Here is a 19,407-nt window from a genome sequence, read left to right on the forward strand (position 1 = left end):
ACTAGCTTTTTTTCCCATGACGCCGCTGCAGTGCGGCGTCCGGTTTCAGGAACCTTATGCGCATACCTCGCATCTATCACGCCGGGCCATTAGAGATCGGCAGTGAAATTACCCTGGATGAAGATGCATCCAATCATGTGGGCCGGGTACTCCGGATGACGGCAGGCCAGCGTCTGGAACTCTTTGATGGCACTAATCTGACTTTTGCAGCAGAGATCACGCATGTTGATAAAAAGCGTGTAAAAGTATCGCTCACAGAGAGCCAGCCGGACGATCGCGAGTCACCTTTGCATCTGCATTTAGGTCAGGTGATGTCGCGCGGTGAAAAAATGGAATTCACTATCCAGAAATCGATCGAGCTGGGCGTGAATGTCATTACACCCTTGTTTTCCGAGCGCTGTGGCGTAAAGCTTGATGCTGAACGTCTGGCGAAGAAGATCCAGCAGTGGCAGAAAATTGCTATTGCCGCCTGCGAACAGTGTGGCCGTAATCGCGTGCCGGAGATTCGTGAAGCGATGACGCTGGAAGCCTGGTGTGCAGAGGCTGACAGCGGTCTGAAGCTCAACCTGCATCCGCGCGCCAGTCACAGCATCAATACGCTGCCACAGCCTGTTGAGCGGGTACGGCTGCTGATTGGCCCTGAAGGCGGTTTGTCTGCGGACGAAATTGCGATGACGGCCCAGCACGACTTTACTGACATTCTGCTTGGCCCACGGGTATTACGTACCGAAACCACCGCGCTGACGGCCATTACGGCACTTCAGGTGAGGTTTGGCGACCTGGGTTAAGCGATACTTTCAGCGGAAAGAGCGCAGGCATGATGTCCTGACCGATCGGCCCACTGCAGACCGAACCAGACGAGGCGGTAAACACCGCCTCACCGAGGAGATAATAATGATTAAACTTGGCATCGTGATGGACCCTATTTCGTCCATCAATATTAAAAAAGACTCCAGCTTCGCTATGCTGCTGGAAGCACAGCGCCGCGGTTACGAAATTCACTACATGGAGATGCACGATCTCTCCATGCGCGGTGGCGTGGCCTCTGCCCGCACCCGTCTGCTGACCGTCGAGCAGAATCCTGACAACTGGTATCAATTCGGCAGCGAGCAGGTGATCCCGCTGGCTGACCTGAACGTGGTGCTGATGCGTAAAGATCCGCCATTCGATACCGAGTTCATCTATGCAACCTACATTCTGGAGCGCGCAGAAGAGCTGGGTACACTGATCGTGAACAAACCGCAGAGCCTGCGTGACTGTAACGAAAAGCTCTACACCGCCTGGTTTGCCGAGTTTACGCCTGACACCCTGGTGACCCGCAGCAAAGCGCAGTTGCGTGACTTCTGGCAGGAGCATGGCGACATCATCATGAAGCCGCTGGATGGCATGGGTGGCGCCTCTATCTTCCGCGTGAAGAAAGACGATCCTAACTTTGGTGTGATTACCGAAACCCTGACCGAGCATGAGAGCCGTTTCTGCATGGCACAGAACTACATTGCGGCGATTAAAGAAGGCGACAAACGCGTGCTGGTTGTAGATGGCGAACCGGTCCCTTACTGCCTGGCGCGTATCCCGCAGGGTGGTGAAACGCGTGGTAATCTCGCCGCCGGTGGTCGCGGTGAAGCGCGTCCGCTGAGCGAAAGCGACTGGGAAATTGCGCGCCGTGTAGGCCCAACGCTGAAAGCAAAAGGACTGATTTTTGTCGGTCTCGACATCATCGGTGATAAACTGACTGAAGTTAACGTGACCAGCCCAACCTGCATTCGTGAAATTGAGGCTGCGTTCCCGATCTCCATCACCGGCATGTTGATGGATGCCATTGAGAAGCGCCTGGGCTGAGCAAGAAGCCGGGGCGTGGCTCCGTGATCAACCCAATACCGGTGCGGCCGTCGCGTGCCGGTTATTTTTTTGGTACATCGTGTGAGAATGAATTTACAACATCACTTTTTGATTGCCATGCCTTCATTGCAGGATCCTTTCTTCAAACGTTCCGTGGTCTATCTCTGCGAACATAACGAAGAGGGTGCAATGGGACTGATCATCAATAAACCCATGGAAAACCTGACGGTTGAAGGCATTCTGAAGAAGCTGAAAATCCCTGCTGACGATCGCGACCCGGCCATCAGGCTGGATAAACCGGTGTTTACCGGCGGTCCGCTGGCGGAAGATCGTGGCTTTATTCTGCACTCAGCACAACGCACGTTTACCTCCAGCATTCGCGTCTCAGATAACACGATTATCACTACCTCCCGTGACGTGCTGGAGTCGATTGGCACCGCGTCTCAGCCCACCAATGTGCTGGTCGCGCTGGGTTACTGCGCCTGGGAAAAAGATCAGCTGGAAAATGAGCTGATGGAAAATGCCTGGCTGACCACGCCCGCTAACAGCAATATCCTGTTCCAGACGCCGATTTCAGAGCGCTGGCGCGAAGCGGCGCGCAGTATTGGCGTCGATATTCACAACATGGCCAGCGACGCGGGACACGCCTGATGTCAACTCAGACTCTGTTAGGTTTCGACTTCGGCACCAAAAGTATTGGTGTCGCTGTAGGTCAGGAACTCACGGGCAGTGCCCGTCCGCTGACCGCAATTAAAGCGCAGGATGGCATCCCGGACTGGCTGGTGGTCGAAAAGCTACTGAAAGAGTGGCAGCCCGATTTTGTCGTCGTCGGCCTGCCGCTGAATATGGATGGCACCGAGCAGCCGCTGACTGACCGCGCGCGTAAATTTGCCAACCGCCTGCACGGTCGCTTTGGCATCCGGGTAGAGCTGCAGGATGAACGGCTCAGCACGGTAGAGGCGCGTGCTGGCCTGTTTGAGCGCGGCGGTTATCGCGCCCTCAACAAAGGCTCGGTCGATTCACAGTCTGCTGCCATCATTTTGCAGGACTGGTTCGAAAACCATTACTGATCGGCTTACTCAATCAGACCGGCTGCCTGACGCGCCAGCCGGCTCTGCTCAAACGTCTGCATACCGGCCTGTGCGCCGGTCTGCAGCAGCGCGGGGATCTGATGCATCTTGCCTTCCCGGATCAGATTCGTGATACCCGGAGTGGCGATCAGTACCTCAAACAGTCCAATCCGCGATCCAGCCACTGAGGTTACCAGCCGCTGTGCAATCACTGCTTTCAGGCTGCCCGCGAGTTGCGTACGCACCAGCTGCTTCTCCTCCGCCGGGAAGGCATCCACCAGCCGATCCACCGCCTGCGCCGCGCCACGAGTATGCAGCGTCGCCAGTACCAGATGGCCAGTCTCCGCCGCCGTCAGCGCCTGACGGATGGTGTCGCTGTCGCGCAGCTCACCCAGCAGGATGACGTCGGGATCTTCACGCAGCGCCGCCTTTATCCCCAGCGAGAACGAATCGCAGTGCAGGCCGATTTCGCGCTGCTGAATCAGCGACTGCTGGCTGTGATGGATAAATTCAATCGGATCTTCCAGCGTAATGATATGGCGCGCCTGCTGGCGGTTCAGCGCATCGACCAGCGCCGCCAGCGTGGTCGATTTACCACTTCCGGTCGCACCGGTCACCAGAATCAGGCCATCCTGCTGCTCCAGCAACGTCGGCACAATGGCGGGCAGCTGCAGGCTCTCCAGCGTCGGGCTCGTCGTGGCGATGATGCGCAGCGCCAGTGACAGGCCGTTACGCTGCATAAACAGATTGGCACGCAGACGCTGACCGCCAGCCAGGCTCAGAGCGAAGTCGAGCTGCCCTGCGCGTTCCAGCGCCTGCCGCTGCGGGTCACTGAGCCAGCGGGTCATAAACTCTGCCATCCAGGCGGCAGAAAGCGGGCCCTGCTGCGAAATGACCTCCAGCTTTCCCTGCCGCCGCCAGTAGGGCAAATGTCCGCAGCAAAGGTGCAGATCGGCGGCATTATGCTTTACACTAAGCCCCACCATTTCATCCAGATTCATAATTTCTCCTGACTATGACTTCAATCCAGCAGAACTTACAGCAAGTGCGGCAGCGAATCGCCGCCGCTGCCGTGCGTTGCGGCCGCGCACCAGAAGAAATTACCCTGCTTGCAGTCAGTAAAACCAAACCTGCGAGCGCGGTCGAAGAAGCCTTTGCCGCTGGCCAGATTGCCTTCGGTGAAAATTACGTTCAGGAAGGGGTTGAAAAAGTTCAGGCACTGGCCGCACATCCTGAGCTGGCGTGGCACTTCATCGGCCCGTTGCAGTCCAACAAAAGCCGTCTGGTGGCGGAAAATTTCGCCTGGTGTCACACCATTGACCGCCAGCGCATTGCGCAGCGGCTCAACGATCAGCGGCCCGCCTCGCTGCCACCGCTGAATGTGTTAATTCAGGTAAATATCAGTGACGAGAACAGCAAATCTGGCATCATGCTGGAGGCCGTTTCCGGGCTGGCGGAGCAGATCGCTGCCCTGCCGCAACTGCGGCTGCGGGGATTGATGGCGATTCCGGCAGCGGAGAGTGATTACCAGCGGCAGCTGGCGGTGTGTCAGCAGATGGCGGAAGCCTTCCGGCAGCTGCAACAGCACTATTCTGGTATAGATACGCTTTCGCTGGGAATGAGCGATGACATGGAGGCGGCAATCGCCGCAGGTAGTACGATGGTGCGTATCGGCACCGCCATTTTTGGCGCACGAGATTATGCGCACAACTCACAACAATAACAGAGGAACTTCATGTTAACACTGACGTTTTTAGTAAAAACGCTGATCGATCTCTACGTCATGGTGCTGCTGTTACGCATCTGGATGCAGTGGTCCCGCTGCGATTTTTACAATCCAGTGGCGCAGTTTGTCGTAAAAGTGACACAGCCAATTGTTAAGCCACTGCGCCGCATACTGCCGGCGCTGGGGCCGATTGATACCGCCTCGCTGCTGCTGGCCTTTGTGCTGACCACGCTGAAATACCCGATTCTGCTGCTGATTCAGGTGGGCGTGTTCTCGGTCGATCCGACTAACCTGCTGGTCGGCCTGCTGTCGCTGGTGAAATCCGCCGGCTATCTGGTCTTCTGGGTCATTATCGTACGCTCTCTGATGAGCTGGATCAGCCAGGGACGTGGCCCGGTCGATTATCTGCTGGTGCAGTTAACCGAGCCGATGATGGCCCCTGTTCGCCGTATTCTGCCTGCGATGGGCGGCATCGATTTCTCTGCGATGATCGTCATCCTGGTGCTGTATGCCCTGAACTTTCTCGGCATGGACCTGTTTCCGGGTCTCTGGTATCTGCTGTAAATGAATCAAACTGGAACTGTTATGCAAAAAGTTGTGCTCGCAACCGGCAATCCCGGCAAAGTGCGTGAACTGGCGGAGTTACTCTCCGCCTTTGGTCTGGATATCGTCGCGCAGACGGACCTTGGGGTTGAATCGGCAGAAGAGACCGGCCTGACCTTTATTGAGAACGCGATTCTCAAAGCGCGTCACGCGGCACAGATCACCGGATTACCGGCCATCGCCGATGACTCCGGCCTGGCCGTGGATGCGCTGGGCGGCGCGCCTGGCATCTACTCGGCGCGTTACGCCGGTGAAGAGGCCAGCGATCAGCAGAACCTGGAGAAGCTATTACAGGCGCTGGAAAACGTCCCTGACGGTCAGCGCCAGGCGCAGTTCCACTGCGTACTGGTCTATCTGCGTCATGCGGAAGACCCGACCCCGCTGGTGTTTCACGGCAGCTGGCAGGGGGAAATTACGCGTTCCGCTGCGGGTTCCGGTGGCTTCGGTTACGACCCGATTTTCTTTGTCCCGGCGCTGGGTAAAACTGCGGCCGAGCTGAGCAAAGCGGAAAAAGGTGCGGTTTCTCACCGGGGTAAAGCATTGACGCTGTTGCTGGAAGCGATGCGTAATGCCTAATCTGCCGCCGTTAAGTCTCTACATCCACATTCCGTGGTGCGTACAGAAGTGCCCCTACTGTGATTTTAACTCCCACGCGCTGAAAGATGAGGTGCCGCACGTTGAATATGTGCAGCACCTGCTGCGCGATCTGGAGATCGACCTGCCGCTGATCGGCGACCGGGAAGTGCGCACGATTTTCATTGGTGGCGGCACGCCCAGCCTGCTGAGCAGCAGCGCGATGCAGATGCTGATGGATGGCGTGCGGGAGCGTCTGACGCTCTCCCCTGATGCGGAAGTGACCATGGAAGCAAATCCTGGTACCGTGGAAGCGGACCGGTTCAGCGCCTATCAGCGCGCCGGTATCAACCGTATTTCGATTGGTGTACAGAGTTTCAGTCCGCAAAAGCTGCAGCGTCTGGGCCGTATTCACGGCCCGGAAGAGGCCGTACGCGCCGCCGAACTGGCAGAGTCGCTGTCGCTGCGCAGCTTTAACCTCGACCTGATGCATGGCCTGCCCGATCAGTCTCTGGAGGAAGCGCTCGACGATTTACGTCAGGCGATTGCGCTTAACCCCCCGCATCTCTCCTGGTACCAGCTCACCATCGAACCCAACACGCTGTTTGGCTCACGCCCGCCGGTGCTGCCAGATGATGATGCACTTTGGGATATTTTCGAACAGGGTGATCGGCTACTTCAGGCGGCGGGTTATCAGCAGTATGAAACCTCCGCCTACGCGAAGCCGGGTTATCGCTGTGAACACAACCTCAACTACTGGCGCTTTGGCGACTATCTGGGGATTGGCTGTGGCGCACACGGCAAGCTGACGCAGCCGGATGGCCGCATTGTCCGCACGGTGAAAACCCGTCATCCGCGTGGCTTCATGCAGGGTAACTACCGCGAAAAGCAGTATGAGGTTGCCGATAGCGACAAGCCGTTTGAATATTTCATGAACCGCTTTCGCCTGCTGGAGGCCGCGCCGCGCGACGAGTTCAGCCGCTACACCGGTTTGTCAGAGCAGGTGATCCGTCCGCAGATGGATGCCGCGATTGCCGCCGGTTATGTGACGGAAACCGCTGATCAGTGGCAGATTACGGAGAAAGGGAAGCTGTTCCTGAATTCGCTGCTGGAGCTGTTTTTAGCGGAAGAGTAGCAAAAGCGCCTCAGCCCGGCAGGCTGAGGCGTTAACTTATTTTTTCAGTGCGCGGGTAAGCTGTTTACGCTGATCTTCCAGCGAAATAACGCGATTACATACTTCGTGTCCGAAGTTCTGGAAATCCTGCTCCTGCTTGCTCCACTCAGCCTGAATCGACTGTTGCAGACCGCCCAGATTGCCCATAATTGCCTGCAGCGGATTACTGCCGCCGCTGCCCTGCTTACTGCCCATCTCATTCAGACTATCCTGCATCACGCCGCCCAGCGTTGACTGCACCAGCCGTTCGCCTTCGGCGCGCACCTCATCAATCGCCTGATGGTGGAACGTCAGACCGTCTTCCCGATGTTCAATGATGCGGTTCATCTGCTGTTTCAGCTGACCATTCAGCGTGGTCAGGCGATTACGCACGTTGCTGTCGGTGCCCAGTTTTTCAACGATGACCCGATCCAGTGCCGCACGTCCTTTTTCCAGACGGGATGTCGCTCCGCTATCGATCCACGGCAGATCGCGACGCAGCGCGTTCTGATAGTCGATCGCTTTCTGACGTTCAGCGATATCCAGCGAAACTTTCTGGCCGTTGAACTGCACGTCGCCCTGCGGCGAGATTTCCATATTGCCACTGGCACCGACCACCTGCACGCTCTGCGGTTTAATCACCACATCGTCCTGTGGCTTAACGCTGCATTCGTAGGCTGCCTGAGCCTGAGTTGCTGCCACCAGCAGCACAGCAAGAAGCGCTTTACGCATCATATCTACTCCCTAAGATCGGGTCTGAAACCCTCCGATCGGGCCGCAGCCCGACACTGTGTGACGACTTAGTCCCACCAGACGTCAAAGAGTTCCGTCATCTGCACATCCTGCAGCTTGCGGTCTTCCAGCCATTTGCGGACCAGCGCACGATGCTCATCGGTGCATTTGCCGGTTTTCTGCAGGCAAACCAGACCTTCCCACACCAGGTAGCCGCTGCCATCAAAGGCCAGGCCGTTAGGATCGATCGCTTCATTGATGAACTGGTTCAGCGTCTCATCGATTTCGCTTTCGCTGGTGCCTTCCGGAAAGCGCCAGGCAACGGAGAAGCCCAGTTCCTGAAACTCGTCGATGTGCAGTTTTTTACGTAAACGGCGGCTGCGTTGTGTGGCCATTATTTCACCCTCTCAAACATTAAATCCCATACGCCGTGGCCTAAACGCTGCCCGCGCTGCTCAAACTTGGTCAGTGGACGCGTCTCAGGACGCGGCACGTAATTCTGTTGCTCTGACTGGTTGCGGTAGCCATCGATGCTGTTCATCACTTCAAGCATATGCTCCGCGTAGGCTTCCCAGTCGGTCGCCATATGGAAAACGCCGCCCGGCTTCAGTTTACGCATCACCAGCTCGGCGAAAGGTACCTGAACGATACGGCGTTTATTGTGACGCGCTTTATGCCACGGATCGGGGAAGAAAAGCTGAACCATGCGCAGTGAGTTATCCGGAATCATCTTCTCCAGCACTTCTACCGCATCGTGACACATCACCCGCAGGTTCTGTACATCGGCTTCTTTGGCGGCGGCGAGACAGGCACCCACGCCCGGCGCGTGCACTTCAATACCCAGGAAGTTCTGATGCGGTGTGTTCTGCGCCATGGTCACCAGGGACGCGCCCATACCAAAGCCAATCTCCAGCGTGACCGGAGCTTCGCGGCCAAACAGTGCGGGCAGATCGACAGGCTCCGGCTGATATTCCACCCCCATGACCGGCCACAGGGTGTCCAGCGCCTGCTGCTGGCCTTTCGTTAAGCGACCCTGGCGGCGCACAAAGCTGCGGATCCGGCGCAATGGCCGCCCGTTCTCATCAAATTCTGGGGTGATGACGTCATTAATCATGTAAAAGCCTGCTGGTTAGCCTGTTCCGGGAAACGGGCATTATGCAAAGTTCATAAGCAGAAGCAAGCCTTTGCAATCTTCCGGTTTACACCCAGGTGCGCATGTGCTGGAATTCCTGCCTGAGTGTAGAGTAAACACGGAAAATTTCCTTCTTATGATGCAAGCGCCGCAGTTCGCGCAACAGGTGCTGGACTGGTATCAGCGCTTTGGTCGCAAAACCCTGCCGTGGCAGCTGGAGAAAACACCTTATAAGGTGTGGCTCTCCGAAGTGATGCTACAGCAAACCCAGGTTGCCACGGTTATTCCCTATTTTGAACGCTTTATGGCGCGCTTCCCTACGGTCACCGATCTCGCTGCGGCGCCGCTGGATGAGGTACTGCATCTCTGGACCGGCCTCGGCTACTACGCCCGGGCGCGTAATCTCCATAAAGCCGCAAAGCAGATTGTTGAGGTTCATCGGGGCGAATTCCCACGTAATTTCGATGATGTCTCAGCCCTGCCCGGCGTTGGCCGCTCTACGGCGGGCGCGATCCTGTCGCTGTCGCTGGGTCAGCATTTCCCGATTCTGGATGGCAACGTCAAGCGCGTGCTGGCCCGCTGCTATGCCGTCAGCGGCTGGCCGGGTAAAAAAGAGGTCGAGAAACGGCTCTGGCAGATCAGCGAAGAGGTCACACCCGCCGAGGGCGTCAGCCAGTTTAATCAGGCTATGATGGATCTGGGTGCGATTGTCTGCACCCGCTCTAAGCCGAAGTGTGAAATCTGCCCGCTGAACAGCGGGTGTGAGGCGTACGCCAGCAACAGCTGGGCGAGCTATCCCGGCAAGAAGCCTAAGCAGGTGCTGCCAGAGCGCAGCGGCTGGTTCCTGATGATGCAGGATGGCGATGATGTCTGGCTGGAGCAGCGCCCGCCTGTGGGTCTGTGGGGCGGTCTGTTCTGCTTTCCGCAGTTCACCACCGAAGCGGCGCTGAATGACTGGCTGGCAGCGCGTGGCATCCATGCAAAACCACAGCAGCTTACTGCGTTTCGTCACACCTTCAGCCATTTCCATCTCGATATCGTGCCGATGTGGCTGTCGTGGCCTTCTGCCGGGGCGGCGATGGATGAAGCAGGCGGTCTCTGGTATAACTTAGCGCTGCCACCATCTGTGGGATTAGCTGCACCCGTTGAGCGCCTGTTACACGAGCTGCGCCATCCCCGACAACTGGCTTTGGACAGTTGTGAGATTAATGAGGAAGAGTAATGAGCCGCACCATTTTTTGTACTTTTTTACAGCGCGACGCGGAAGGTCAGGATTTTCAGCTCTATCCGGGCGACCTGGGTAAACGCATTTACAACGACATCTCCAAAGAAGCCTGGCAGAAGTGGATGGCGAAACAGACCATGTTGATCAATGAGAAGAAGCTCAACATGATGAATCCCGAAGATCGTAAAGTGCTGGAGAAGGAGATGATCAATTTCCTGTTCGAAGGCAAAGACGTTCATATCGAAGGCTATACACCGCCAGAAGCGTAAACATTCCGGGCCTCATCGCTGAGGCCGGTTATCCAGGTCAGGCTTGCATTCCCAATGAATAAAAAATTAATCGCCCTGCTGGTGATAGCCCCACTTTTGGTTTCCTGTTCCGGGTCAAAGAATCAGCAATCCCACGAGGAGTGGGTTAAAGACACCAACGGCTTTGATATTCTGATGGGCCAGTTTGCTCACAATATTGAGAATATCTGGGGTATCAATGAGGTCCTGATCGCCGGACCTAAAGATTACGTCAAATATAGCGACAACTATTACACCCGCAGCCACATCAACTTTGAAAGCGGTAAGCTGACCATCGAGACGATTTCTGGTACCGATCCGATGGCCAGTCTGCGTCAGGCGATCGTGACCACGCTGTTGATTGGCGAAGATCCGGGCAATGTCGATCTCTACTCTGACGCCAACGACATCGAGATCAGTAAAGAGCCGCTGCTCTATGGTCAGGTGCTGGATAACACCGGTCAGCCGATTCGCTGGCAGGGCCGCGCGGAAGCCTTTGCTGACTATCTGATTCAGAATAAATTGATGCGCCGCACCTCGGGTCTGCATGTGATTTACAGCATTTCGATTCCGATGGTGCCGAACCACCTGGACAAGCGAGCGCACAAATACCTGCCGATGGTGCGTAAAGCCGCCGAGCAGTATGGTGTCGACGCTTCGTTGATCCTGGCGATTATGCAGACGGAGTCGAGCTTTAACCCCTACGCCGTGAGCCATTCTGATGCGCTGGGTCTGATGCAGGTGGTGCAGCATACCGCCGGTGTTGACGTATTCCGCATGAAGGGTAAATGGGGCAAGCCGAGCCGCAGCTATCTGCTGGATCCGGAGAACAATATCGATGCCGGTACGGCTTATCTGTCACTGTTGCAACGCAGCTATCTGGGCGGCATTCAGGATCCGGTATCACGCCGCTATGCAGTAATCACCGCCTATAACGGTGGTGCAGGCAGCGTGCTGCGCGTCTTCTCCAGCGATAAAGATCGCGCGTTCTCGATGATTAACGGCATGTCACCGGGCAAGGTCTATTCGACCCTGGCGAACCAGCATCCGTCGGCGGAGTCGCGTCGTTATCTGTATAAGGTGAGCACTGCTCAGAAGAGTTATCGGGGATTCTGATCGGAGCCGCTGAAGCGGGGGTGTTCGCTGCGCGAACGGGCTTGCGGCGCTGAAGCCGGGGTTTGTTCGCTGCGCGAACGGGCTATGAGCGGGGTTTCGTTCGCCTGATTAGTTGGGCAGTTTCAGACGCGCCTCTGCAGGCGACCGACAAGGGGCGCCAGTCGCCGCGCCCCTTGCCCCCCGGCTCCGGCCTGCTTCACCGCCGCTTCGCGGTCCCTTCGCTTCTTCCGGATTTCTCACGGACCGCCGGGACGCGCCATCCCTGGCGCGAACCCGCCTCTTCGCGACATCCCTGTCGCTCGCCCTGAAATCCCTCATCCGCTCAGCGGTTCTGACGGCCTCCCCAACCCTCCGCTGTTATCTCTTCTTTTTGTGTTGGGTACTTTATCACTGAGGGTTTTTTGGGACTGGCTTTGACTTTGACTGTGGCTTTAAGTCCAGCAGACAACACAGCACCACAGTTAACACAAAGAAATCACAGGCGGGGGTTGGTGAGAGGCATCCGAAGCGCTGAGGAACAACCGGAGGCGAGGATGAGCCGACAGGACGTCGGCGAAAGGACGGTTCGCGCCAGGGATGGCGCGTCCGGACGGTCCGTCGGCCGCAGGGCGTGACGAAGGCACCCCGCAAAGCGGGGCGCGCAGGCAGCCGGACGCCGGGATTGTTAAGGGGCGGGCGTCCGCCCCTTGACGCGTCCGCCTGCACGGACAACCTGAAACTCCCCCTCGCCTGGCGGGCGAAATCTTCTCATAGCCAGCCCGCTGCAAAGCGTGCCCCGCCGCCAGGCGAAAACGCCCTCAGATCAGCGCCCCACCATCATATTGGCCACCAGATACTTACGTCCATGCTCATCCTCTTCGGTGTAAACACCCTGCAGCTCCGGGGAGAAGCCGGGCAGCAGATTCAGCCCCTCCTCTAGCGCCAGGAAGTAACGCTGCACCGCGCCGCCCCAGACTTCTCCCGGCACGACGCACAGCACGCCCGGTGGATAAGGCAGCGCGCCTTCCGCAGCGACCCGGCCTGCGGCCTCGGCGATAGGCACCAGCTCCACTTCGCCGCGAATATAAGCCTGATGTGCATCCTGCGGATTCACGCTGACCGGCGGGAACTCCGCGGCGCGGAACATCAGGCGCTGTAGATCCTTCACGTTATGACTGACGTAAAGGTCGTGCATCTCCTGACAGAGGCGACGCAGGGTATAGCCGGCATAACGTTGCGCGTTTTTGCGGTAAATCGTCGGCAGCACTTCGGCCAGCGGCGCATCCTCTTTAACGTGCTGCTCAAACTGCGCCAGCATCGCCACCAGATTCGTCATCTTCTCCGGGCTCTCAGCCGGGGTCAGCAGGAACAGGATCGAGTTGAGATCGCACTTCTCCGGCACGATGCCGTTTTCACGCAGGTAGTTGGCCAGAATGGTGGCCGGGATCCCAAAATCACTGTATTCCCCGCTGGCCGCATCGATCCCTGCCGTGGTCAGCAGCAGCTTGCAGGGATCGACCCGGTACTGATCGCGCGCGTAACCCGCAAAACCGTGCCACTTCGCCTGCGGTTCAAAGCTGAAGTAGCGCAGATCGCGGGCGATCGTTTGCGTGGGCGCATCCTGCCAGCGCTGTCCATCAACGATCTCCGGCACAAACGGCAGGATCATTTCGCAGCGTTCCAGGATCGCTTTACGCGCCTCAATACCCAGCGTGACGCACTCATCCCACATGCGACGTCCCGCTTCGCCCTGATGCATTCTGGCGTTGATATCCAGCGCGGCAAACAGCGGATAAAACGGACTGGTTGAAGCATGCAGCATAAAGGCGTTATTCAGTCGCTTATGCGGGCAGAAGCGCCGCTGTCCGCGAATGTGGTTATCTTTTTTATGAATCTGCGAGGTCTGCGAAAAACCGGCCAGCTGCTTATGTACGGACTGCGTGACAAAGATGCCAGGATCGTTTTCATTCAGCTCCAGGGTCAGCGGCGAACAGCCTTCCATCAGCGGAATGAACTGCTCATAGCCGAGCCACGCGGAATCAAACAGGATGTAATCACACAGATGACCGATGCGATCCACCACCTGGCGGGCGTTGTAGACCGTGCCATCGTAGGTGCCGAGCTGGATAATCGCCAGACGGAAAGGCCGCGCCTCTTCTGCACGCTGGGGGGCGACGACCGCGATCTGCTCGCGCAGATAAGCCTCATCAAAGCAGTGCGCGTCAATGCCGCCAATAAAGCCGAACGGGTTACGTGCTGCTTCAAGATAGACCGGGGTCGCGCCCGCCTGAATCAGCGCGCCATGATGGTTCGACTTGTGATTGTTACGGTCAAACAGCACCAGATCACCGCGGGTCAGCAGCGCATTGGTCACTACTTTATTAGCGCTTGAGGTGCCGTTGAGCACAAAGTAGGTTTTATCGGCGTTAAACACCTTTGCCGCATACTTCTGTGCATCTTTAGCCGAACCTTCGTGGATCAGCAGGTCGCCCAGTTTGACGTCGGCGTTGCACATGTCAGAGCGGAAAACATTCTCGCCATAGAAGTCATAAAACTGTTTGCCCGCCGGATGCTTTTTAAAGAATGCCCCACCCTGATGTCCGGGGCAGGCAAAGGTGCTGTTCTGCATATCGACATAGCGGGTCAGCGTCTCGAAAAAGGGTGGCAGCAGCGCCGCTTCATACGCCTGCGCAGCGGCTTCCAGCGCAAGCCACTCCTGCGGCTCGCCATTCAGCTCACCGCTAACGCCAGGCAGGTGCATCACCTCTTCTTCAAACGCATTCGCGACAAACACCGGCAGATTAAAACCGGTGTGACGCAGCAGCGCCAGCACACCGCTGCGGGTATCCGCCAGCGAGACGACGACCGCCGCCACATCCGTAAAGTCGGTATTGTCCAGCGTCACTACGTCACGCGCGGTGTTCAGGGTCAGGCTGGGTGCGACAGCAGCGCTGGCAGCAATTTTCAGTGGAGTCATAACAGGATCCCTAACGTCAGGGAGGGCGTGCCAGAAGCACAATTATGGGGACAGCGCCCCGGCGAATAATTGATCGTCAGAAGGCATATTGCAGTGTGGCGAGCAGATCCACAGCCGCTGCCTGGCTGGCCTCACCGCATGGTGAATAATGGAGAGTTTGGGAAAGAGGAAAACCCGGTGAGCGCCGGAAAAAGCGAACGGTAATCCGGGCAAGTGCGCGGTGAACCGGACATGGCGACGTCCTCTGTGGTGAACAAGCAGGGCCAAAACGTGGCGGTCATAATGTCATCTTTTTTATGCACGAACAACCCGACCCAGGGAATTATTCAGTCATGTAATAAAAAGATAACAACATGATTTTTATAGTCTATTTATTATAAGAAATTCATAATACGACTAATTATATGAATTATATGCAGATTTATGCAAACGTCATGCTGCGCAATTTTGCGCTCCTGCAGTGGCCTTCATCCGCAGACTCGGCCATTGCCCTACCGCATTACCGCAGCCAGGCGTAAACTGATCCTCTCATTCCCACTCTGCCGGAGGCTGCATGTTCAAGGCACTGGTCATTGAAAATGACGAACAAGGTTACCGTTCTCTGCTGAAAGATCTCCCCGAATCCCAACTGCCAGACCACGATGTCACGCTCGACGTCAGCTACTCATCCCTGAACTATAAAGATGCCCTGGCTATCTGCAACAAAGGCCCGATTGTGCGCCAGTTTCCGATGGTGCCAGGTATCGATTTTGTCGGCCGCGTGACGGCCAGCCGTCATCCCGACTGGAAAGAGGATGATGTGGCGCTGCTGACGGGCTGGGGCGCAGGCGAAAAACAGTGGGGCGGCCTGGCGCAGAAAGCCAGCGTCAGCGGCGACTGGCTGGTGCGCGTGCCCGCCTCTCTTAGCCCGCTGCAGACCATGGCCATCGGCACAGCAGGGCTGACCGCTATGCTCTGCGTCATGGCGCTGGAAAAACAGGGCATCACGCCCGGACACGGACCCGTGCTGGTGACCGGTGCCAGTGGCGGCGTCGGCAGCTACAGCGTCAGCCTGCTGGCGCGTCTGGGTTATCAGGTGATCGCCTCCAGCGGGCGCGCCAGCGACCATGCGTATCTTATCGATACACTGGGCGCGGCATCGGTGATTAACCGCGAAGAGCTTTCTCATCCCGGCAAGCCGCTGGCAAAAGAGCGCTGGGCCGCCGCGATAGACAGCGTCGGCAGTCACACTCTGGCGAACGTGCTGGCCGGCATTCAGCGTGACGGCGTGGTGGCTGCCTGCGGTATGGCGCAGGGACTCGACCTGCCCGCCAGCGTCGCACCTTTTATTTTGCGTGGCATCACGCTGGCGGGTGTCGACAGCGTGATGTGTCCGAAGCCGCTTCGTCAGCAGGCATGGCAGCGGCTCGGTGAGCTGCTGGATAGCGATCGGCTCAGCAAACTGAGCCGGGTGATCCCGCTGAGTGAAGCCAGAGAAGGTGCGCAGGCATTGCTGGATGGCCGCGTACAGGGTCGTCTGATTGTCGACTGTCGCTAACCCGCGTTTAAAGGCGCGTATCGCGCGCCTTTATCGACTGGTTCGCTGCAGTCGTTTGATTAACCCTTCCAGCGCGAACTGCGTGCCCTGCTCCATCACGGACTTCGGATCGCCGCTGAACTGATGACACTCCGCATCGTCCCTGCCGTCGGGCAATACCCAGCCAAACCAGATAGTGCCTGCTGGCGTGCCATCTTCGCCACCATCGGGTCCGGCATAGCCGGTAATCGATAACCCCACCGGTTCACCAGAGCGGGCGCAGGCTCCCTGTACCATTTCACGTGCCGTCTGCTCGCTCACCGCCGTGTGCTGTTTCAGCGTATCAGGATGCACGCCCAGCAAACGGATTTTGGCATTTTCGCTGTAGGTGACGAAGCCGCTGGTATAGAAGTCGCCGCTGCTTTCCACCGCGGCCAGCGTCATGCTGATCAGCCCGGCGGTACAGGATTCGGCGGTCGTCAGATGAAGTCCGGAGGAGAGTAAAATGTTACCCAGTTGCTCAGCGGTTTGATCTAATGATTTTGCCATTATGGTCTCCTGAATCTTCTGTCCTGAACACCAGGTATAGCGCAAAACCAGTGATTAAAAACACGCAAAGCAATGTTTTTAAAGCGAAACGGCCAGAATACACAGCACAATATCGGGCGGTTTACACGTAGCCTGTTTCCCCCTCAGCAACAGAGACTGAGAGCAGTAAGTCAGCATTTTACGAATCTGTGAGTGTGCCGGGTAACGTCTGTTGAAGCTGATGCCGTTTAGTCAATCTCCTAAAACGTAGTGACACAGGAGCGAATCACCTGATTAGTTGTTAGTATTCACTCGCTTGCTCGCTGGCATCACAAAAACAGTTCTGCATAAAAGCCGTAAAAAAACAAAACAGCAGGCTGATCAAGCGAGGCTCTTATCCCATCTATTGCACTTAAGAATGGGATTCAACAGCTTTATGAATTCATCAATAACCACAGCGCTCAAATTGTTAACCCGAATGCATCTGCATTTATCAATACGTAAAGGAAGAGAGTTATGGCGCAAAAACCTGTGGTTGTTATTCACTACTGTATGCAATGCAACTGGCTGATGCGGTCAGCGTGGATGGCACAGGAACTGTTGCATACCTTCGCTGAGGATTTGGCGGAGGTGACGCTGAAACCGGGCACCGGCGGTATTTTTGAGATTACGCTGGATGGTCATCTGCTATGGGAACGTAAGCGGGACGGTGGTTTCCCGGATGCGACTACCCTGAAACAGCGCGTGCGCGACATCTGTTTCCCGGATCGTACCCTGGGTCACATCGACAAGAATAAAGGTGAAATCAGCTGATTAACTGTGGGTGATTTTATCAGCCGCGTCGTGCAGCGCCCTAATCAGCGTCTGCAGCGCGGCTTCTGAAATATCTTCCTGCGCCAGTCGTTGATTCAGAGCCACCTTCAGCCCGTGAATTGCCTGCTCCACAGCAGGAATGCTGCGGTTATTGACAACGATTGCCAGCGTAGAGAGACGCGTAATCAGGCTGGCTACCGTTTCGCGATTATCCGCCAGCTGCGCCTCACCAGCCGCCGTCAGTCGGTAGGCTTTACGCGCTGCCTGCGCATCCACCACCTGAATCGCCTCCATCTCTTCCAGCAGCGTCAGGTTGGGATAGATGATCCCCGGACTGGGCGAATACTCTCCCTTTGACAGCTCCTCAACGGACTTGATCAGTTCATAGCCGTGCGCCGCATTCTGCGCCAGGAAATGGAGCATCAGCAGGCGTATCTCACCCGCTTCCAGCATCTTTTCACGTCGTTTACGTCGTCCGCTGCAGCCGCCTGCGCGCGAAGTCTGTTCGTCAGATGAAGTAGAAGTCGGATGCTGTTTCATGACCTGCCCTGCTGAAAAAAAGGAGAGTGATGGTAGTCCGCCATCTGGCAAAACTCAATTGCCAGCGCGGCTTACTTCTGATGCCAGTAGGCCACCGCCCGCACGAAGTCGCTGTCGAGACCACGCTGCGATGTAAAGTAGTCAGACAGCGCTTTAACAAACTCCCCCTCGCCGGTCAGCCAGATAAAGTAATCCTCCGTCGGAATAGCGATTTGATCAAGCCGGGTAATCAGCTGGCTGAGCTGCGCTTTCTGCATCTGACCGCTGCTAAGCCAGTTTGCCGTTACGCCTGCCATATCCGATAAATAGTCGCGACCGGTCGCCTCATCGGTAAAGGCATAGAGATGCAGCGACTGGGCGCGGGCGTCACGCTGACGGCGGGCAAAAGCGGGCAGCCCGGTTTCGTCGCAGACGTAAAGCTGGAATGCGTAGTCGGTCGGCACTACCAGCGAGCCGCGTGGTCCACCAACAATCAGTTGATCGCCTACCTGCGCCTGCGCGGCCCAGTCACTGGCTACGCCCTGCTGATGAATATAGAAGTCGAGGGTCAGTGAAGACTCACCATCGAATTCCAGCGGCGTGTAATCACGCGCCTGCGGACGTAAACCTTCAGGCCAGACAATGCCTGCGTCGGTAATCTGTGGCAGAGCCAGAGTTTCACTTTTAGCAGAAGGGAAAAACACCTTGATGTGGTCATCAAAGCCTGGCGACGTAAAGCCTGCCAGATCGCTGCCGCTGAACCGGATGCGCCAGAATTTCCCGGCAATATGCGTTTTACTCTCGACCTGGATATGGCGAAAACGCAGTTCATTGCGGACGCGCTGCGGCGTTCGCTTTTCGGCTGTTGTAGTCAAAATCTCTCTCCTGAAACAGGGTCTATGCCCGATAGTCAGGGGCATACCCGCCATGATTAAACAACAATGGAATAACAATCATTCTCATCTGAAGCCACAAGATTAGCTATGATATATCTTCGGCACAAGAACGAAAAATGCGATTCTGCGACTTAAGATATATTTTAAACAGCGTCGTAAGAGAAGTAATACGGACGGAAAGTGGCATGAGAGAGAAGCATCAGAGATGCAGCATGCAGGTAAAGAGTGTTTCAGATGCAGGCGAGTGGGCCTCAGAGAGGAAGCCGCAGGTGCAGAGTGTGAGCAGGTCAATCAGGCGGAAGCTGTCCGGCTCCTGACGAGCCGGGCATCATCTCGCGCCGCCGGTTCTGGCAGCACATCAACACTTACAGCGTGTCGTTGAATCCGGAAAGGGAGGCATTACTGCTGGTGTGATCCGGCAGTTCACCATCACCCAGGATTTCATGCTGGGTGACCTGAGAGTGTGGATGCAGTCCGGCAGGCGGTGAGAAAGGCTCAGCCTGCTGCGCCATCGCCATTGCAGGCAATGCCAGGATCAGGGAAATCATTAAGCGTCGCATAGTTGTCTTCGATTGTCGTTTTGGCCAGAAAAGGCCTGAAATGCAGATGAATGTTCCAGCCCTGCCACAGAAGTACGATGATTCAGATATGGCAGGGTTTCGGGGGAGGATTTTACGCCAGAATAGCGACTTATTTTATAAAATCGTGCGGTTTGTCACGGTT

Annotated in this window: 22 protein-coding genes; 13 read left to right on the plus strand and 9 right to left on the minus strand. The window is 56.6% G+C overall.

Annotated elements, in window-relative coordinates; translation table 11 throughout:
• Positions 1-56 precede the first annotated feature (56 nt).
• From rsmE to ruvX, 4 genes are all read left to right on the plus strand, one after another.
• A complete protein-coding gene (rsmE, locus tag ACTJKZ_RS13510; RefSeq protein WP_161732642.1) occupies positions 57-788 on the plus strand; it encodes a 16S rRNA (uracil(1498)-N(3))-methyltransferase in 732 nt (243 codons plus the stop codon).
• Positions 789-894: 106 nt separating this feature from the next.
• A complete protein-coding gene (gene gshB, locus ACTJKZ_RS13515; RefSeq protein ID WP_098052423.1) occupies positions 895-1,839 on the plus strand; it encodes a glutathione synthase in 945 nt (314 codons plus the stop codon).
• Positions 1,840-1,926: 87 nt separating this feature from the next.
• Positions 1,927-2,490 (plus strand): YqgE/AlgH family protein, encoded by a 564-nt coding sequence (locus ACTJKZ_RS13520; protein ID WP_161732646.1) that lies wholly within the window; start codon positions 1,927-1,929, stop codon positions 2,488-2,490.
• Complete coding sequence (gene ruvX / locus ACTJKZ_RS13525) at positions 2,490-2,909, plus strand: Holliday junction resolvase RuvX (RefSeq protein ID WP_161732648.1); 420 nt, start codon at positions 2,490-2,492, stop codon at positions 2,907-2,909. The genes ACTJKZ_RS13520 and ruvX overlap by 1 nt, the downstream gene beginning before the upstream one ends.
• A gap of 5 nt (positions 2,910-2,914) precedes the next feature.
• Here the strand turns inward: ruvX and ACTJKZ_RS13530 are convergent, their stop codons facing one another.
• On the minus strand, positions 2,915-3,910 hold the full coding sequence (locus ACTJKZ_RS13530; RefSeq protein WP_440829717.1) for a type IV pilus twitching motility protein PilT: 996 nt from the start codon (positions 3,908-3,910) through the stop codon (positions 2,915-2,917).
• 14 nt (positions 3,911-3,924) lie between these two features.
• Here ACTJKZ_RS13530 and ACTJKZ_RS13535 point away from each other — a divergent pair, with 14 nt between their 5' ends.
• The 4 genes from ACTJKZ_RS13535 to hemW are packed head-to-tail and all read left to right on the plus strand — an operon-like array spanning position 3,925 to position 6,946.
• A complete protein-coding gene (locus ACTJKZ_RS13535; RefSeq protein WP_440829718.1) occupies positions 3,925-4,632 on the plus strand; it encodes a YggS family pyridoxal phosphate-dependent enzyme in 708 nt (235 codons plus the stop codon).
• Positions 4,633-4,644: 12 nt separating this feature from the next.
• Positions 4,645-5,199 (plus strand): YggT family protein, encoded by a 555-nt coding sequence (locus ACTJKZ_RS13540; RefSeq protein WP_150014212.1) that lies wholly within the window; start codon positions 4,645-4,647, stop codon positions 5,197-5,199.
• A gap of 21 nt (positions 5,200-5,220) precedes the next feature.
• Entirely contained in the window at positions 5,221-5,814 is a 594-nt protein-coding gene (locus ACTJKZ_RS13545) for an XTP/dITP diphosphatase (RefSeq protein WP_161732654.1), read from the plus strand.
• Entirely contained in the window at positions 5,807-6,946 is a 1,140-nt protein-coding gene (gene hemW, locus ACTJKZ_RS13550) for a radical SAM family heme chaperone HemW (protein WP_222925005.1), read from the plus strand. The genes ACTJKZ_RS13545 and hemW overlap by 8 nt, the downstream gene beginning before the upstream one ends.
• Positions 6,947-6,982: 36 nt before the next feature.
• On the opposite strand, the gene ACTJKZ_RS13555 is transcribed toward hemW, so the two are convergent.
• The 3 genes from ACTJKZ_RS13555 to trmB all read right to left on the minus strand — a co-directional run bounded on the left by ACTJKZ_RS13555 (position 6,983) and on the right by trmB (position 8,810).
• Entirely contained in the window at positions 6,983-7,699 is a 717-nt protein-coding gene (locus ACTJKZ_RS13555) for a DUF2884 domain-containing protein (protein ID WP_222925004.1), read from the minus strand.
• Positions 7,700-7,764: 65 nt separating this feature from the next.
• On the minus strand, positions 7,765-8,091 hold the full coding sequence (locus ACTJKZ_RS13560) for a YggL family protein (protein WP_003853403.1): 327 nt from the start codon (positions 8,089-8,091) through the stop codon (positions 7,765-7,767).
• Entirely contained in the window at positions 8,091-8,810 is a 720-nt protein-coding gene (gene trmB, locus ACTJKZ_RS13565) for a tRNA (guanosine(46)-N7)-methyltransferase TrmB (protein WP_150014222.1), read from the minus strand. The genes ACTJKZ_RS13560 and trmB overlap by 1 nt, the downstream gene beginning before the upstream one ends.
• Before the next feature lie 154 nt (positions 8,811-8,964).
• Here trmB and mutY point away from each other — a divergent pair, with 154 nt between their 5' ends.
• The 3 genes from mutY to mltC are packed head-to-tail and all read left to right on the plus strand — an operon-like array spanning position 8,965 to position 11,456.
• The gene (mutY, locus tag ACTJKZ_RS13570; RefSeq protein ID WP_260060056.1) at positions 8,965-10,050 is read left to right on the plus strand and encodes an A/G-specific adenine glycosylase; all 1,086 of its coding nucleotides are present in this window, start codon (positions 8,965-8,967) and stop codon (positions 10,048-10,050) included.
• Positions 10,050-10,322: an oxidative damage protection protein gene (locus tag ACTJKZ_RS13575; protein WP_003853409.1), complete on the plus strand. Its 273-nt coding sequence runs from the start codon at positions 10,050-10,052 to the stop codon at positions 10,320-10,322. Before mutY ends, ACTJKZ_RS13575 begins: the two co-directional genes overlap by 1 nt.
• Before the next feature lie 54 nt (positions 10,323-10,376).
• Entirely contained in the window at positions 10,377-11,456 is a 1,080-nt protein-coding gene (gene mltC / locus ACTJKZ_RS13580; RefSeq protein WP_161732666.1) for a membrane-bound lytic murein transglycosylase MltC, read from the plus strand.
• 802 nt (positions 11,457-12,258) lie between these two features.
• Here mltC and ACTJKZ_RS13585 read toward each other — a convergent pair.
• A complete protein-coding gene (locus ACTJKZ_RS13585; protein WP_161732667.1) occupies positions 12,259-14,412 on the minus strand; it encodes an ornithine decarboxylase in 2,154 nt (717 codons plus the stop codon).
• 553 nt (positions 14,413-14,965) lie between these two features.
• Between ACTJKZ_RS13585 and acuI the strand changes: the two genes are divergently transcribed.
• Complete coding sequence (acuI, locus tag ACTJKZ_RS13590) at positions 14,966-15,949, plus strand: acrylyl-CoA reductase (NADPH) (protein WP_440829719.1); 984 nt, start codon at positions 14,966-14,968, stop codon at positions 15,947-15,949.
• A 30-nt stretch (positions 15,950-15,979) separates the two neighbouring features.
• Here acuI and ACTJKZ_RS13595 read toward each other — a convergent pair whose 3' ends face one another.
• Complete coding sequence (locus ACTJKZ_RS13595; RefSeq protein ID WP_161732671.1) at positions 15,980-16,477, minus strand: CinA family protein; 498 nt, start codon at positions 16,475-16,477, stop codon at positions 15,980-15,982.
• Between the two features lie 495 nt (positions 16,478-16,972).
• Between ACTJKZ_RS13595 and ACTJKZ_RS13600 the strand changes: the two genes are divergently transcribed.
• A complete protein-coding gene (locus ACTJKZ_RS13600) occupies positions 16,973-17,269 on the plus strand; it encodes a SelT/SelW/SelH family protein (RefSeq protein ID WP_161732673.1) in 297 nt (98 codons plus the stop codon).
• Here the strand turns inward: ACTJKZ_RS13600 and ACTJKZ_RS13605 are convergent, their stop codons facing one another.
• The 3 genes from ACTJKZ_RS13605 to ACTJKZ_RS13615 all read right to left on the minus strand — a co-directional run bounded on the left by ACTJKZ_RS13605 (position 17,270) and on the right by ACTJKZ_RS13615 (position 19,232).
• Positions 17,270-17,809 (minus strand): PadR family transcriptional regulator, encoded by a 540-nt coding sequence (locus ACTJKZ_RS13605; RefSeq protein WP_222925000.1) that lies wholly within the window; start codon positions 17,807-17,809, stop codon positions 17,270-17,272.
• A 71-nt stretch (positions 17,810-17,880) separates the two neighbouring features.
• Positions 17,881-18,717, minus strand: coding sequence for a siderophore-interacting protein (locus tag ACTJKZ_RS13610; protein ID WP_440829720.1), 837 nt, complete (start codon positions 18,715-18,717; stop codon positions 17,881-17,883).
• Between the two features lie 332 nt (positions 18,718-19,049).
• Positions 19,050-19,232: a hypothetical protein gene (locus ACTJKZ_RS13615; RefSeq protein WP_223811653.1), complete on the minus strand. Its 183-nt coding sequence runs from the start codon at positions 19,230-19,232 to the stop codon at positions 19,050-19,052.
• Positions 19,233-19,407: the final 175 nt, after the last annotated feature.

Origin of the sequence: Pantoea sp. 22096 (genome assembly GCF_052045955.1) — a bacterium.
Lineage (GTDB): Bacteria > Pseudomonadota > Gammaproteobacteria > Enterobacterales > Enterobacteriaceae > Pantoea > Pantoea alfalfae.

Excerpts from the sequence above, each read along its gene's own strand:
- gshB (WP_098052423.1), top strand. The coding sequence starts at position 895 with ATGATTAAACTTGGCATCGTGATGGACCCTATTTCGTCCATCAATATT.
- ACTJKZ_RS13595 (WP_161732671.1), bottom strand. The coding sequence starts at position 16,477 with ATGGCAAAATCATTAGATCAAACCGCTGAGCAACTGGGTAACATTTTA.
- trmB (WP_150014222.1), bottom strand. The coding sequence starts at position 8,810 with ATGATTAATGACGTCATCACCCCAGAATTTGATGAGAACGGGCGGCCA.
- ACTJKZ_RS13585 (WP_161732667.1), bottom strand. The coding sequence starts at position 14,412 with ATGACTCCACTGAAAATTGCTGCCAGCGCTGCTGTCGCACCCAGCCTG.
- ACTJKZ_RS13535 (WP_440829718.1), top strand. The coding sequence starts at position 3,925 with ATGACTTCAATCCAGCAGAACTTACAGCAAGTGCGGCAGCGAATCGCC.
- ACTJKZ_RS13555 (WP_222925004.1), bottom strand. The coding sequence starts at position 7,699 with ATGATGCGTAAAGCGCTTCTTGCTGTGCTGCTGGTGGCAGCAACTCAG.
- ruvX (WP_161732648.1), top strand. The coding sequence starts at position 2,490 with ATGTCAACTCAGACTCTGTTAGGTTTCGACTTCGGCACCAAAAGTATT.
- ACTJKZ_RS13545 (WP_161732654.1), top strand. The coding sequence starts at position 5,221 with ATGCAAAAAGTTGTGCTCGCAACCGGCAATCCCGGCAAAGTGCGTGAA.
- ACTJKZ_RS13610 (WP_440829720.1), bottom strand. The coding sequence starts at position 18,717 with ATGGCGGGTATGCCCCTGACTATCGGGCATAGACCCTGTTTCAGGAGA.
- mltC (WP_161732666.1), top strand. The coding sequence starts at position 10,377 with ATGAATAAAAAATTAATCGCCCTGCTGGTGATAGCCCCACTTTTGGTT.
- mutY (WP_260060056.1), top strand. The coding sequence starts at position 8,965 with ATGATGCAAGCGCCGCAGTTCGCGCAACAGGTGCTGGACTGGTATCAG.
- rsmE (WP_161732642.1), top strand. The coding sequence starts at position 57 with ATGCGCATACCTCGCATCTATCACGCCGGGCCATTAGAGATCGGCAGT.
- ACTJKZ_RS13520 (WP_161732646.1), top strand. The coding sequence starts at position 1,927 with ATGAATTTACAACATCACTTTTTGATTGCCATGCCTTCATTGCAGGAT.
- ACTJKZ_RS13615 (WP_223811653.1), bottom strand. The coding sequence starts at position 19,232 with ATGATTTCCCTGATCCTGGCATTGCCTGCAATGGCGATGGCGCAGCAG.
- ACTJKZ_RS13600 (WP_161732673.1), top strand. The coding sequence starts at position 16,973 with ATGGCGCAAAAACCTGTGGTTGTTATTCACTACTGTATGCAATGCAAC.
- hemW (WP_222925005.1), top strand. The coding sequence starts at position 5,807 with ATGCCTAATCTGCCGCCGTTAAGTCTCTACATCCACATTCCGTGGTGC.
- ACTJKZ_RS13540 (WP_150014212.1), top strand. The coding sequence starts at position 4,645 with ATGTTAACACTGACGTTTTTAGTAAAAACGCTGATCGATCTCTACGTC.
- ACTJKZ_RS13530 (WP_440829717.1), bottom strand. The coding sequence starts at position 3,910 with ATGAATCTGGATGAAATGGTGGGGCTTAGTGTAAAGCATAATGCCGCC.
- ACTJKZ_RS13575 (WP_003853409.1), top strand. The coding sequence starts at position 10,050 with ATGAGCCGCACCATTTTTTGTACTTTTTTACAGCGCGACGCGGAAGGT.
- ACTJKZ_RS13560 (WP_003853403.1), bottom strand. The coding sequence starts at position 8,091 with ATGGCCACACAACGCAGCCGCCGTTTACGTAAAAAACTGCACATCGAC.
- acuI (WP_440829719.1), top strand. The coding sequence starts at position 14,966 with ATGTTCAAGGCACTGGTCATTGAAAATGACGAACAAGGTTACCGTTCT.
- ACTJKZ_RS13605 (WP_222925000.1), bottom strand. The coding sequence starts at position 17,809 with ATGAAACAGCATCCGACTTCTACTTCATCTGACGAACAGACTTCGCGC.